General features: G+C 60.0%; 11 protein-coding genes. 4 read left to right on the forward strand and 7 right to left on the reverse strand.

Annotated features, from left to right (window positions below; genetic code table 11):
* Nucleotides 1-37: 37 nt before the first annotated feature.
* The 6 genes from fbpC to HV355_RS19325 all read right to left on the reverse strand — a co-directional run bounded on the left by fbpC (nt 38) and on the right by HV355_RS19325 (nt 7,844).
* Entirely contained in the window at nt 38-1,084 is a 1,047-nt protein-coding gene (fbpC, locus tag HV355_RS19300) for a ferric ABC transporter ATP-binding protein (RefSeq protein ID WP_182403069.1), read from the reverse strand.
* Between the two features lie 4 nt (nt 1,085-1,088).
* Nucleotides 1,089-3,167 (reverse strand): iron ABC transporter permease, encoded by a 2,079-nt coding sequence (locus tag HV355_RS19305; RefSeq protein ID WP_182403071.1) that lies wholly within the window; start codon nt 3,165-3,167, stop codon nt 1,089-1,091.
* A 74-nt stretch (nt 3,168-3,241) separates the two neighbouring features.
* The gene (locus HV355_RS19310; protein ID WP_033487712.1) at nt 3,242-4,273 is read right to left on the reverse strand and encodes an ABC transporter substrate-binding protein; all 1,032 of its coding nucleotides are present in this window, start codon (nt 4,271-4,273) and stop codon (nt 3,242-3,244) included.
* A 13-nt stretch (nt 4,274-4,286) separates the two neighbouring features.
* On the reverse strand, nt 4,287-5,588 hold the full coding sequence (gene uhpC, locus HV355_RS19315) for an MFS transporter family glucose-6-phosphate receptor UhpC (RefSeq protein WP_033487711.1): 1,302 nt from the start codon (nt 5,586-5,588) through the stop codon (nt 4,287-4,289).
* An 85-nt stretch (nt 5,589-5,673) separates the two neighbouring features.
* Nucleotides 5,674-7,215 (reverse strand): MASE1 domain-containing protein, encoded by a 1,542-nt coding sequence (locus tag HV355_RS19320; RefSeq protein ID WP_182403072.1) that lies wholly within the window; start codon nt 7,213-7,215, stop codon nt 5,674-5,676.
* Nucleotides 7,215-7,844, reverse strand: a complete 630-nt coding sequence (locus tag HV355_RS19325) for a response regulator transcription factor (protein WP_126817364.1) — start codon at nt 7,842-7,844, stop codon at nt 7,215-7,217. The genes HV355_RS19320 and HV355_RS19325 overlap by 1 nt, the downstream gene beginning before the upstream one ends.
* Nucleotides 7,845-8,084: 240 nt before the next feature.
* Here HV355_RS19325 and tauA point away from each other — a divergent pair, with 240 nt between their 5' ends.
* The 4 genes from tauA to tauD are packed head-to-tail and all read left to right on the forward strand — an operon-like array spanning nt 8,085 to nt 11,497.
* Nucleotides 8,085-9,047 carry a taurine ABC transporter substrate-binding protein gene (gene tauA, locus HV355_RS19330; RefSeq protein ID WP_182403074.1) on the forward strand — a complete coding sequence of 321 codons (963 nt, stop codon included), beginning with the start codon at nt 8,085-8,087 and terminating at the stop codon, nt 9,045-9,047.
* A 10-nt stretch (nt 9,048-9,057) separates the two neighbouring features.
* Nucleotides 9,058-9,825, forward strand: coding sequence for a taurine ABC transporter ATP-binding subunit (tauB, locus tag HV355_RS19335; RefSeq protein WP_182403076.1), 768 nt, complete (start codon nt 9,058-9,060; stop codon nt 9,823-9,825).
* Complete coding sequence (gene tauC, locus HV355_RS19340) at nt 9,822-10,649, forward strand: taurine ABC transporter permease TauC (RefSeq protein ID WP_120159526.1); 828 nt, start codon at nt 9,822-9,824, stop codon at nt 10,647-10,649. Before tauB ends, tauC begins: the two co-directional genes overlap by 4 nt.
* On the forward strand, nt 10,646-11,497 hold the full coding sequence (gene tauD, locus HV355_RS19345) for a taurine dioxygenase (protein ID WP_182403078.1): 852 nt from the start codon (nt 10,646-10,648) through the stop codon (nt 11,495-11,497). The genes tauC and tauD overlap by 4 nt, the downstream gene beginning before the upstream one ends.
* A 79-nt stretch (nt 11,498-11,576) precedes the next feature.
* On the opposite strand, the gene HV355_RS19350 is transcribed toward tauD, so the two are convergent.
* On the reverse strand, nt 11,577-13,277 hold the full coding sequence (locus tag HV355_RS19350; RefSeq protein ID WP_182403080.1) for a lysophospholipid acyltransferase family protein: 1,701 nt from the start codon (nt 13,275-13,277) through the stop codon (nt 11,577-11,579).
* Nucleotides 13,278-13,330: the final 53 nt, after the last annotated feature.

Genomic DNA, 13,330 nt, shown 5'->3' on the forward strand with positions numbered 1-13,330 from the left:
TTTTGCCGGGTGGCGGCTGCGCCTCACCCGGCACACATCATGCCGCCTCCGCCAGTACAAACATCCCGTACGGGTGGATCTCAAGATAGTACGCATCGCCCACGTCCGGCTGCAGGCGCGTGGCGTTCACCTGCAGTAAAATCTCCTGTCCGTGCCAGTCGACAATCACCTCATACTGCGGACCCATATAGGCGACGTGGCGGATAGTGCAGCGCTGGCTCGCCTCGCCGTGCTGGCTGAGCGTAATCGCCTCCGGACGCACGCCGACGGTGCCTTCGCCCTGGGGAGCAAAGTGCAGCGGACGCGGCAGACGGTAGCCGTGGATTTCCACGACATCCTCGCTGAAGCGGGCCGGGAAGAGGTTGGCATCACCCATAAAACTCGCCATAAAGCGAGACGCCGGCTGCCGATACAAATCCTGAGGCGAGCCAATCTGCATGATATTGCCCTTGTTCATCACCAGCACGGTGTCGGAGACCGCAAACGCCTCGCTTTGATCGTGCGTCACGTACAGCGAGGTGATGTTGAACTGCTTTTGCAGCTCGCGGATTTTGTCCCGCATGCTGCGCCTGAGGTTCGCATCGAGGTTGCTCAGCGGTTCATCGAACAGCAACACTTTGGGTTTGAGGATCAGAGCGCGGGCCAGCGCCACGCGCTGCTGCTGGCCACCGGAAATCTGATCCACGTAGCGATCTTCAAACCCCTCCAGGTCAACCATCGCCAGGGCTTCTTTGACCCGCGTTTTTATCTCTGCGCGCGAAACGCCCAGCATCTTCAGACCGTAGCCCACGTTCTCGCCCAGCGACATGTGCGGGAAGAGCGCGTAGGACTGGAACACCATACAGATATCGCGCTGCTGAATGGAGCGGTGGGTCACATCCTCGCCATCGATGTAAATCTGCCCTTCGGTCGGTTTTTCCAGCCCGGCGACCAGGCGCAGCACGGTGGTTTTACCGCAGCCGGACGGGCCGAGCAGCGTTACCATTTGTCCCTGCGGGATCGCCAGGTTGATGTTTTCAATTACCGTGTTTGCGCCAAAGCGTTTGGTCACGTTGCGCAGTTCAACAAAATGTTTCTCAGTCATAGTGTTACGCCTGGTTTTTGGCTTTTGAACGGGAGATACGCGCCTCGCCGATCAGCCAGTCAAAGAGGAAAATGATCGCCAGCATGACCACAATCAGGATCGAGCCGTAGGCAATCGCCACGCCGTATTCGCCGTCTTCCACGCGGTTCAGAATGTAGGCCGTTGCCACGCGGGTGTCCGGCGTGACGAGGAACACAATGGCGCTGACGGTGGTAATGGCGCGAACAAAGCTGTAAATCAGCGCCGATAAAATGGCAGGACGCAGCAGCGGCAGCAGGATGTGGGTGATGGTGCGCAGGCTTCCGGCACGCAGGCTCAGCGAGGCCTCGTCCAGTGACTTGTCGATCTGCCCTAAGCCCGCGATCCCGGCGCGAATCCCCACCGGCACATTACGCATCACCATGGAGATAATCACGATGGCGGCGGTGCCCGTGAGGTACACCGGCGCGCTGTTAAAGGCCAGAATGTACGACACGCCCGCCACGGTACCCGGCACGGCAAAGCACAGCATGGTGGTGAACTCGATGGTCTTTTTACCCCGGAACTGCTGGCGCACCACAACCCAGGCAATCAGCAGGCCGAAGGCGGCGGTGATCGGCGCGGCAATCCCGGCGTAGAGCAGGGTATCGAGCAGCGAAGGCCACGCGCCGTCGCTCATCCCCTGGCCGAACAGCTTGATGAAGTTATCCAGCGTCAGGGTGTAATCCACGCCCCAGTTGACGGTAAAGCTGCCGTAGAAAATGCTGCCGTAGAGCAGGGCGTTAAAGGCGATCCACACCGCCAGCAGGGCGATCACGCTCCACACCAGCGTCACCGGCAGCGGCTGCACGTCGCCGCGGTACGATTTACCGGACACGGTGACGTAGGAGCGCTTGCCGATCCACATGTACTGGATGCAGAAAACCAGCAGCGAGAACAGCAGCAGGAAGGCCCCAAGGGTACTCGCTGCCTGATAATCCAGCTGTGAGCCGGTAATGTAGAAGTAGATCTGCGTGGCCAGCACGTCGAAGTTCCCGCCCAGCACCAGCGGGTTACTGAAGTCGGCCAGCGACTGCACAATCACGATTAAGAACGCATTCGCCAGCGCCGGTTTCAGCAGCGGCACGAAGACGCCGTTAAAGGTCTGCCAGCGGCTGGCACGCAGGGTGTACGAGGCCTCTTCCAGCGACGGGTGGATGGTTTTGATCGCGCCGTCGAGGATCATAAAGGCCATCGGCGTGAAGGCCAGCACCTGCGCCAGCCAGATGCCGGTGAAGCCGTACAGCCAGTTGGTATTGGTTAACCCAAACCAGTCCACCATCAGCTCCGTCATATAGCCAGAACGCCCCATCATCAGCGTAACGCCCAACCCCACCACAAACGGCGGGGTCACGATGGGGAGAATCGAGAAGATACGTCCAATGATGGCGCTGCGTTTAGCGATGCGCGTGGTGTAGATCGCCAGCACCAGGCCAAAGAAGGTGCAGCCGACCCCGACGGCTATCGACAGCAGTATCGAGTTGATGATGACCTGGATAATGTGCGCCTGCGACAGCACGTTCATAAAGGCCAGCGGGGCGAATTCACCTGCGTCGTTGGTGAACATCGGAATGAAAATGGCGATGCTCGGCCAGACGATAAAAATACCGATCAGCGCCACGATGGTAATCAGCGAGCCGATGACAAAGCGATCGCCGCCCAGCCACTCCAGGCGGGTGAGTGCCAGCGTCATGATGGCGCCCAGGGCAACAAACAGCACGATGGTGGCATAGCCTAAACCGCGTCCTTCCACGGTGGCGCTAATGACCACGAACGCCATACACAGCAGCGCCCAACCCGCGTCAAGGTAGTGGCGGCTGCGCTGCTCGCGCTTCGCCTCGTTAAACGGGCGCACCAGCAGCAGGCTCGGCAGCAGGTACCACAGCCAGCTGACGTTGACATGGGACCAGCCGTAGGCGTCGAGGATCTCATCCCCGGTGGATTCCAGCAGGCCATAATCCAGGCTCCAGCTCGGCAGCAGGACAAAGGCCAGCCAGCCAACGAAAACCCAAAGGAAGACCGCATCCCGTTTTTTCACGGGATGAAGAGCGAGTGTCTGTGACATAGCAATTCCGGGTGTTAAGGAAATTGTAGGCCGGGTAAGCGTAGCGCCACCCGGCAATTACCGCGGTAGTGAGCTTATTTACCCATCTTCACGTCGCTGACCCATTTATTGATCAGTGCTTTACGCACGTCCGTGGAGCCGTACTTGTCCATGTCATAGCTGATGAGCTTGAGGTCATCGAGCTTGAGCGAGTTCGGCGAAGTTTCTGCCGTGGTGTTGGTCAGGATTTGGTAGGATTTGCCCTTCTTCCACGCCAGCTCCTGCGCTTCTTTGGAGAGCACCCAGTCCACGAACAGCTTCGCGTTCTCTTCGTTGCGCGCGCCCTTCAGAATGCTCACGCCGCCAATCTCATACCCGGTGCCTTCGCACGGAGAGATCAGCTCCAGCGGCGCACCCTGCTCTTTTTCCAGCGAGTAGTCGTGCAGGAAGCCGATGCCGATGGCGGTTTCACCGCGCGCGGCGTTACGTGCCGGGGCAATGCCGGATTTGGTGTACTGAGACACGTTGCCGTTCAGCTGTTTCAGGTAGTCGAAGGCCTGGTCTTCCCCCCACAGCTGGACGAAGGTTGCCAGCGCGGTATAGGCGGTGCCGGAGCTTTGCGGATCGGCGATCTGGATCTCGCCCTTGTATTCCGGTTTGGTCAGATCCTTCCAGCATTTGGGGACCGGCAGGTTTTTCTCTTTCAGGCGCTGGGTGTTGACGCCAAAACCTAAGATCCCGACGTAGACCGCCGAGGAGAGGTTGCCCTTCACCTTGGCCGGATCGCGGAATTTCTCCATGATCTGTTCCAGGTTTTTCGATTTATAGGGCTGGAGTAGCCCCATCTCACCGGCCTGGGACTGCGGATCCAGCGTGCCGCCGTACCAGACATCGGCCTGTGGGTTTTTCTTCTCGGCATCCACCTTCGCCAGCGTGCTGCCGGAGCCGTTGCGGATAAACGAGGTTTTAACATCGTACTTTTCACCGAACGCTTTGGTTTCGACTTCGCACATTTCGTTGGTGGCGCTGCAGTACACCACCAGACGGCCTTTGGCCTGTGCGGCACCGGTTAAGGTAGCCAGCGCGATCCCGGAAGCTATGAGGGTAGAGAGAAGCGTTGTTTTCATTATTCAGCCCTTTTTATGACGTTATGTGACTGCGAGAAGCGGTGATGCCCGCCATCAGCAAGGGCATCAGTAATAAACCCATCAGGACGGCGGCAATCGAGAGCAAACTGAACATCCCCGACCAGCCGTAGCGTTCAATCACCTGCGACAAAGGCCACCCGGCCAGCGAGGCGCCCAGATAGGCAAATACGCCCAGAAAGCCGGTAATCGAGCCTGCCGCCTGTTTGTGTCCACACTCAACGGCGGCAAGGCCAATGAGCATCTGCGGACCGAAGACGAAAAATCCGACCGTAAAAAAGCACATCGCCAGCAGGGCATAGTGGTGAACCGGTGCCAGCCACAGCGCGGCGACAGACACCATCAGCCCCAGCGTGAACAGCAAAATCATCGGTGCACGCTGGCCGCTGAACAGCAGGTCTGACCCCCATCCAGCAAACAATGCGCCCAGTAAGCCGCCCACTTCGAACAGCATCACCGTGGCGTTGGCGCTGAGCAGGTTCACGCCGTGGCTCTCCGCCAGCCAGATATTGCCCCAGTCGTTCAGGGCGATGCGGATGAGATACACCAGCACATACGACGCCCCGAGCAGCCAGATCATCGGGTTTTGCAGCATGGTGGTGCGCAACATCTGCCATAGCCCCATTGGCGGGCTTTGCTGCTGCTGGCGCAGCTCCAGCGGATCGCTCCGCCACTCCCCGACCGTGGGCAGACCCTCTTCCTGCGGTGTGCCCCGCAGCTGTGTGGTCAGCCACAGGCCGAGCACGATGCTGATGATCCCCGGTGTCAGCATCGCCGCCTGCCAGCCCCATCGGTGGGCGGCAACGGCGCAAATCAACGGAATAATCGCGCCACCGATATTGATGGAGGTATTCCAGCAGCCCCACCAGAAGCCGCGCTCGTTACGCGAATACCAGTGGGTCAGCAGCCTGGCGCAGGGCGGCCAGCCCCAGCCCTGAAAGAAGCCGTTCAGCGTCCAGATAAACAGCAGCAGCGGGAACGCATCGCTAAAGCTGAACAGCACGTTCAGCACGCCCGTTGCCAGCAGCCCGATGCCCATAAAGGCGCGCTGTCCGTGGCTGTCGTGCCAGAGCCCGGCGGCAAATTTGGACAGCCCGTAGCTGAGATAAAACAGCGAGCCGATAAGCCCGATATCGCCCTTGCTGAGCCCCAAATCCAGCTGCAGCGCGGGTAAAACAGTGTTCAGACTTTTTCGCGTCAGGTAAAACGCGGCGTAGCCAATCACCATACAAAGGAGCAGCCTGGGGCGCAGCGCCCGGTAACGTTGTGAAACCTCTTCAGCAGACAGTGCGTGCATGGTGTTCTCCGTTTGAGATGACTGTAGGGAAGTGCGGCATAAATGGGATGAGACAAAGTCTGGAGTGACTAAGACTTTTTCCTGGTCAGAGCGGCGTTTGTTGCAAATTTGTGGGCAGGTTAACAATTACGCGCGTCCCGAGACGGGATTCCAGCGTCAGTTCGCCGCCGAGCGCCGAGACGCGTTCGCGCATGCCCTGAATGCCGAAGCCGGGCTGCTGCTGCGGGCTGATGCCGCTGCCGTTATCGTGCACCTCGAGGTAGAGCCGCGCGTGACGCTGGCAGAGCAGAATCGTGACTTCGCTGGCGTTGGCGTGTTTGCAGACGTTGTTGAGCAGCTCCTGGAGCAGGCGATACAGGGTAAAGACCAGCGTTTCGCTCTCCGGCGGCGTGGGAAGCCGGTAGTCAAAACGGCAGCGGATCCCGCGTTCAGCAAAGGCGAACTCGTTGACCAGGTGGTGCAGAGCCTCTTGGAGCGACAGCTCGTCCAGCACGGGTGGGCGGAGCTGGCGCAGCAGCTGGCGCGTGGAGTGGTGAATACGCCGCGCGAGGTCGTTGATCTGTCCGGCGGCCTCAATGGCGAGCGGCGTATCGCTCGCCCGCTTCACCAGCTGAGACTGGATCTGGATAGCGGTGATGTTCTGGCCGATTTCGTCGTGAAGCTCGCGCGCCAGCTGCTTGCGGGTGTCCTCTTCGGAATGGATCAGTTTTTCCGCCAGCGCCCGTCTGGCCTGAAGTTCATTCTCAAGCCGATGGCGATAGCGTTCGAGGTTCATCGCCAGATGCTGCTGGCGGCTGATGGCGATCCCCAGGCCAATCCCCAGCAGCGACTGGGTAGAGAGAAAAATTTCCAGTTCGAGAAGGTCGCTAAACCCGACACCCACCTGGCGGGCAATGGTGATCATCATGCTGCCGAGCAGCCCGGAAAGGACACCGCCCTGCCAGCCGAATTTCCACGCCATCACCACGTTGGGCAGGAACACGACAATCAGCAGCAGCCGCTCCAGCGCCGGGGAGAGCACCATCTGCGTGCCGATGCCGATAATGAAAAACAGGCTGCACCAGATAATCAGCGAGGTGCGCAGCGGCGGATTGCTGGTGTCCAGCCCCAGCAGATGGTAACGATGCTGCTGGCGTAAAAATTCGAAGACCAGATAGACGAACGGCGTAAGCAGCACGCCACCGGTAAAGGAGCCAAGCAAAAGCAGCGTGGCCGGGCTGTCCAGAAAGGGCGACAGGAGCAAGGTTTGCAGCAGGGCATTCACCGTCACCGCCGCAATCAGCGTCGACAGCCGCTGCCAGTAGAGCGGGAAGCGGTGCCAGTACCGCTGTGCCAGCCAGGCGCTGACGATGCCGATAAGCGGTACGGCCAGCATCAGATGCCGCGTGAGGAGCTGCTCACCGTGCAGCCACAGAATGGCGGCAAGGGGGGGGAGAATTAATGCAGGCCAGTAGCGGCGTGAAAGTAAAATCATCAGCGCCAGCCACACGCCCTGCGGCAGAAACAGCACCGCCTGCTGGCCGTTGTGGGTAAGGTAGAAGCTCAGCGTCCACAGCATTAGCCAGCCGGTGCCCCAGGCCAGCATAATGAACAGAGAAAGGATCAGATGCCGGACTGCGCGCCGCATCAGTGGCCCGTCAGCAACTGGTTATCCAGCGCGAAATGCACCAGATCGATAGTGCTGTTGCACTGGAGCTTGCCCAGCACGTTGGCACGGTGGACGTGTACCGTCTTGTGGCTCAGCGAAAGCGTATAGGCAATTTCCTTCACGCTTTCGCCTTTCACCAGCAGCTCAAACACTTCGCGCTCGCGCGGAGTGAGCGCCTCAAGCGCTTTTGGCATCGGCTCGCCGCCGCGCAGCGCTTTTATCGCATCGGCGCACAGGTAATGCCCGCCCATGCCGACGGCGCGCACGGCCTGCACCAGCTCCTCCGGGCCGCAGCGCTTGGTCAGATAGCCGCTTGCACCCGCGTCGAGGGCACTTTGCACAAAGGCCGGTGTGTCGTAGATGCTCAGGATGATGGCGCGAAACGTCGGCCGCTGCTGGCGCAGGCGCTTGAGCAGGCTAAGGCCGTTTTCGTCCGGCATCGCGACGTCCATCACCGCCACGTCGATATCGTTGCGCGACAGGGCGGGCCACGCCTCCGCCGCGCTGCTAAACTGGCCCTCAACGATCACATCCTCTTCCAGATTTAACAGCTGGGCGAAACCGGAACGCACCACCACGTGATCGTCCACCAGCACCACTTTAATCATCTCGACACCTTTTGCTCATTCGTTGACCTATGATGCCCGTTGCCGGCGGGCTGGCAATCCTGCGGCTGCGGTTATGTAACCGATGTAACAAAATTGCAATAAAGCCACAGCCCACTTTTTAACTATCCTTTGCCGGTTTTTTTCTAAAAACGATTCGGAATGAGCGATGCCTTTTTATTCCTTTATCAAAATTCCCGCGCCGGAAATACTGCCCTCATAACAACAAGGGGAGCAGGCACTATGGCAATTTCATCGCGAATCACATTACTCGGCGCACTGGCGCTGTGGGCTTTTCAGGCGCAGGCGGTAGACGTCACCGTTGCGTATCAGACCTCTGCGGAACCGGCGAAAGTCGCGCAGGCGGACAACACCTTTGCCAAAGAGAGCGGCGCGAAAGTCGACTGGCGCAAGTTCGACAGCGGGGCATCCGTCGTGCGTGCGTTAGCCTCCGGCGACGTGCAGATCGGCAATATTGGATCCAGCCCGCTGGCGGTGGCGGCCAGCCAGCAGGTGCCGATTGAGGTGTTCCTGCTCGCCTCACAGCTCGGTAACTCTGAAGCGCTGGTGGTGAAGAAAAACATCACCAAACCGGAAGATCTGATCGGCAAACGCATCGCCGTACCGTTCATTTCAACTACGCACTACAGCCTGCTGGCGGCGCTGAAACACTGGGGCATCAGGCCGGGTCAGGTACAAATTATCAATCTGCAGCCGCCGGCGATTATCGCCGCCTGGCAGCGTGGTGATATTGACGGGGCCTACGTCTGGGCACCGGCCGTGAACGAACTGGAAAAAGACGGCACCGTGCTGACCGACTCTGAAAAAGTGGGCCAGTGGGGCGCGCCAACCCTCGACGTGTGGGTCGTGCGCAAAGACTTTGCCGAGAAACATCCTGAGGTGGTGAAAGCCTTCGCGAAAAGCGCGATTGACGCCCAGCAGCCGTACATCTCTAACCCGGATGAATGGCTGAAGCAGCCCGCCAACCTGGAAAAACTCTCCCGCCTGAGCGGCGTGCCGGAAGCGGACGTGCCGGGGCTGGTGAAGGGCAATACCTATCTGACGCCCGCGCAGCAGGTGCAGCAGCTGACCGGGCCGGTCAACAAAGCGATTGTGGATACCGCCACCTTCCTGAAAGAGCAGGGCAAAGTGCCTGCGGTGGCCGCGGATTACAGCCAGTACGTGACCGATCGTTTTGTGAAATAAGGAGTCCGCCATGCTGAATATTACGAACCTGTACGCCGATTACGGTGGTAAACCCGCGCTGGAGGAGATCAACCTGACGCTGGACAGCGGTGAACTGCTGGTGGTGCTGGGCCCGTCCGGGTGCGGAAAAACCACGCTGCTGAATCTGATCGCCGGGTTTGTCCCTTATCAGCATGGCACCATTCAACTGGAAGGCAAAAAGGTGGAAGGCTCGGGCGCCGAGCGCGGCGTGGTCTTCCAGAACGAAGGATTGCTTCCCTGGCGCAACGTGCAGGAAAACGTGGCGTTTGGGCTACAGCTTGCGGGCGTTGGCCGTGAGCAGCGGCTGGCGACGGCGCGGGCGATGCTGAAAAAGGTCGGGCTGGAAGGGGCGGAAAAACGCTTTATCTGGCAGCTTTCCGGCGGCCAGCGGCAGCGCGTAGGCATTGCCCGCGCGCTGGCAGCGAATCCGCAGCTGTTGCTGCTGGACGAGCCGTTCGGGGCGCTGGATGCCTTCACCCGCGAGCAGATGCAAACCCTGCTGCTGCGCCTGTGGCATGAGACGGGCAAGCAGGTGCTGTTGATTACCCACGATATCGAAGAGGCGGTGTTTATGGCGACCGAGCTGGTGCTGCTCTCGCCGGGGCCGGGCCGCGTGCTGGAGCGTTTGCCGCTGGATTTCGCCCGCCGCTACGTCGCGGGCGAACCCGTGCGCAGCATCAAATCCGATCCGCTGTTTATCGAACAGCGTGAATACGTCTTAAGCCGCGTGTTTGAACAACGGGAGGCTTTCTCATGAGCATCGTCTTCAGTGAAAAAACGCGCCGTACGCGCCTCGCACTGCGCTGGCCGTTCTCGCGCCAGATAACCCTCAGCGTCGGCACGCTGCTGGTATTGCTGGCGGTGTGGTGGGCGGTTGCTGCCCAGCAGTGGGTCAGCCCGCTGTTTCTGCCGCCGCCGGGACAGGTGCTGGCCAAACTCATTAGCATCGCCGGGCCTCAGGGCTTTATGGATGCCACGCTCTGGCAGCACCTGGGTGCAAGTCTGGCGCGTATTCTGGTGGCGCTGCTGGCGGCGGTAATTATCGGGATTCCGGTCGGGATCGCGATGGGGCTGAGTCCGACGGTGCGCGGCATCCTCGACCCGCTGATTGAGCTTTACCGTCCGGTGCCGCCGCTGGCCTATCTGCCGCTGATGGTGATCTGGTTCGGCATCGGTGAAACGTCAAAAATCCTGCTGATTTATCTGGCAATTTTCGCCCCGGTCGCCATGTCGGCGCTGGCGGGCGTGAAGAGCGCCCAGCAGGTGCGGATCCGCGCGGCGCAGTCGCTGGGCGCCAGCCGCACGCAGGTGCTGCTGTTCGTGATTTTACCAGGCGCACTGCCGGAGATTTTAACCGGGCTGCGCATCGGCCTCGGCGTGGGCTGGTCCACGCTGGTGGCGGCAGAGCTGATTGCAGCCACGCGCGGCCTTGGGTTTATGGTGCAGTCGGCGGGAGAGTTCCTGGCGACTGACGTGGTACTGGCAGGGATCGCGGTGATCGCCGCGATCGCCTTTGGATTAGAACTGGGGCTGCGCGCGTTACAGCGCCGCCTGACGCCCTGGCATGGAGAAATACAATGAGTGAACGTCTGACGATTACCCCGCTGGGGCCGTACATTGGCGCGCAGGTGTCGGGCCTGGATGTGACCCGTCCGCTGAGCGATAACCAGTTCGAGCAGCTATACCACGCAGTGCTGCGCTATCAGGTGGTGTTCCTGCGCGAACAGGCGATCACCCCGCAGCAGCAGCGCGCGCTGGCCCTGCGCTTTGGCGATCTGCATATCCACCCGGTCTATCCGCATGCGGAAGGCGTGGAGGAGATTATCGTCCTGGATACCCACAACGATAACCCGCCGGATAACGACAACTGGCACACCGACGTGACCTTTATCGAGACGCCGCCCGCCGGGGCGATTCTGGCGGCGAAGCTGCTGCCAGAAACCGGCGGCGATACGCTGTGGACCAGCGGCATTGCGGCCTTTGAGGCGCTCTCCGCGCCGTTCCGGACGCTGCTGAGCGGGCTGCGGGCGGAGCACGACTTCAAAAAATCGTTCCAGGAGTACAAGTACCGTAAAACGGAAGAGGAACATCAGCGCTGGCAGGAGGCGGTTGCGAAGCATCCTCCGCTGCTGCACCCGGTGGTGCGTACCCATCCGGTCACGGGCAAGCAGGCGCTGTTCGTGAACGAAGGGTTCACAACGCGTATCGTGGACGTATCCGAGAAAGAGAGTGAGGCGCTGCTGGGATTCCTGTTCGCACATATCACCAAGCCGGAGTTTCAGGTGCGCTGGCGCTGGCAGGAGAACGACCTGGCGATCTGGGATAACCGGGTAACGCAGCACTATGCCAATGCGGACTATCTTCCGCAGCGCAGGATTATGCAGCGGGCGACGATTTTGGGGGATAAGCCGTATTACCGTGCGCCTTGATTGCCGGGTGGCGGCGTTGCCTTACCCGGCCTACGTTCCATTGTAGGCCCGGTAAGCGTAGCGCCACCGGGCAACGGAGTTAAAGGTGCGCCTCAATATACCGCTGATAGCGGTTTGCCTTCAGGTAACACAAATCCACCAGCACCAGCCCGTCGACGCAGTTGTTGAACGCCGGGTCGCTGCCAAAATCAATAAACTGCACGCCGCCGGGTTCGCACAGCTCGGAATACTGCTTGTAGAGCGGCGGAATGCCGCAGCCCAGATTGCCGAGCAGGGATTTCAGCTTCGTCAGGTCATCCACGTAATCCACGCCGCCAAACTGAGCCAGCACGTCCGGTAACGACGCCGGGTAGGGCTGTCGTGAGGCCGCTAACGGATGGCTTGCCGGGAACCAGAGCCGGTAAAAGGCCACCAGAAGATCCCGCGCCGCAGGCGGTAAGCCGCCTGAGATGGAGACCGGACCAAACAGGTAGCGGTAGTGCGGATAACGCGCCAGATAAGCCCCAATCCCGGACCATAAATAATCCAGGCCGCGGCGTCCCCAGTAGCGCGGCTGAATGAAGCTGCGTCCCAGTTCAATACCGTGTTCCAGCACGTCCTGCATTTTGTCGTCGTAGTGGAACAGGCTATAGCTGTACAACCCTTCCAGACCGCGACGTTCAACCTGTTTTGCGGTCGGCATAAAGCGATACGCGCCGACGATCTCCAGATCCTCTTCATCCCAGAGGATCAGGTGCAGATAATCGTCATCATAGCTGTCCGTGTCCCGGCGTTTGCCGCTCCCTTCCTCCACGGCGCGAAAGGCAATCTCGCGCAGGCGGCCCAGTTCGCGCAGCAGAGGAGCCTCTTCTTGCCCGTTGCGCTGCCACAGGTAGATGGTTTTGCCGTCGCTGGTTTTCCCCAGGCACTCGGCCTGCACCAGTTCACGCCTCAGCGTAGCCCGGTCTTCAGGACGGGCAATGGCGCACTGGGTTTTAAAGACGCCAGGCACTCCCTTGCCAAGACGCATCACGTGCTGACGGCACTGCTCGGCCATCTCACGCGACGAAAGGGTGGCGCTATGCCAGTGATGCCACGCAATCTGCTGGCCGATTTTAATCGGCAGCTGGCTATGGCGGCGGCGGAACATCTGCTGCATCAGCAGCAGCAAGGACAGCGTCGGCGACACCAGCGTGCTGGCATAAAAGAGCAGGCTGTTATGCGCCTGAATATGCACCGGCAGCAGCGGGGTGCGCAGCTTGCTGGCGAGTTTGATAAAGCCTGAGTGCCACTTTTTATCGCGGACGCCTTTAAGCGTCGGGCGGGAAACTTCTCCCGCCGGGAAGAAGATCAGCACGCCTGCGTTCTGCAGATGCTGTTCCATCTGAACCAGGGATGTTTTCGCCGTCCTGCCGCCCATATTGTCCACCGGAATAAACAGCGAACTGAGGGGCTCAAGGTGACTCAGCATCCGGTTGGTCACGACTTTAACATCGCGTCGCACGCGGGAGACGGCGTACATCAGCGCCAGCCCGTCCAGCGTACCCGTCGGGTGGTTGGCAATAATGACCAGCGGGCCATGTTCGGGGATTTGTTCGAGATCGCGGGCGGAAACGGTGCAGAGAATATCAAGGTGTTCCAGAACTTGCTCCACCATATCCAGCCCTTTCAGGTGGCGGTGGGCTGCGGCAAATTGCTGAAATTCGTCTTCGTAAAACAGTCTTTTTAACAGACTTTTTTGCCAGGGTGCAGGCCTCGCCTGAGGCCAAAGATCGTCGAGAACGCTATCGAGGCTAAACATGGTTACTCCTCCTGCCGTCTTGCGAAGACAGTAGAAGGAGCAGATGTCGGTTG

It is taken from the genome of Enterobacter sp. RHBSTW-01064 (assembly GCF_014103035.1).
GTDB lineage: Bacteria > Pseudomonadota > Gammaproteobacteria > Enterobacterales > Enterobacteriaceae > Enterobacter > Enterobacter mori.

Bases quoted from the DNA above. Each gene is read 5' to 3' on its own strand.
- fbpC (WP_182403069.1), bottom strand. From the start codon at position 1,084: ATGACTGAGAAACATTTTGTTGAACTGCGCAACGTGACCAAACGCTTT.
- HV355_RS19305 (WP_182403071.1), bottom strand. From the start codon at position 3,167: ATGTCACAGACACTCGCTCTTCATCCCGTGAAAAAACGGGATGCGGTC.
- HV355_RS19310 (WP_033487712.1), bottom strand. From the start codon at position 4,273: ATGAAAACAACGCTTCTCTCTACCCTCATAGCTTCCGGGATCGCGCTG.
- uhpC (WP_033487711.1), bottom strand. From the start codon at position 5,588: ATGCACGCACTGTCTGCTGAAGAGGTTTCACAACGTTACCGGGCGCTG.
- HV355_RS19320 (WP_182403072.1), bottom strand. From the start codon at position 7,215: ATGCGGCGCGCAGTCCGGCATCTGATCCTTTCTCTGTTCATTATGCTG.
- HV355_RS19325 (WP_126817364.1), bottom strand. From the start codon at position 7,844: ATGATTAAAGTGGTGCTGGTGGACGATCACGTGGTGGTGCGTTCCGGT.
- tauA (WP_182403074.1), top strand. From the start codon at position 8,085: ATGGCAATTTCATCGCGAATCACATTACTCGGCGCACTGGCGCTGTGG.
- tauB (WP_182403076.1), top strand. From the start codon at position 9,058: ATGCTGAATATTACGAACCTGTACGCCGATTACGGTGGTAAACCCGCG.
- tauC (WP_120159526.1), top strand. From the start codon at position 9,822: ATGAGCATCGTCTTCAGTGAAAAAACGCGCCGTACGCGCCTCGCACTG.
- tauD (WP_182403078.1), top strand. From the start codon at position 10,646: ATGAGTGAACGTCTGACGATTACCCCGCTGGGGCCGTACATTGGCGCG.
- HV355_RS19350 (WP_182403080.1), bottom strand. From the start codon at position 13,277: ATGTTTAGCCTCGATAGCGTTCTCGACGATCTTTGGCCTCAGGCGAGG.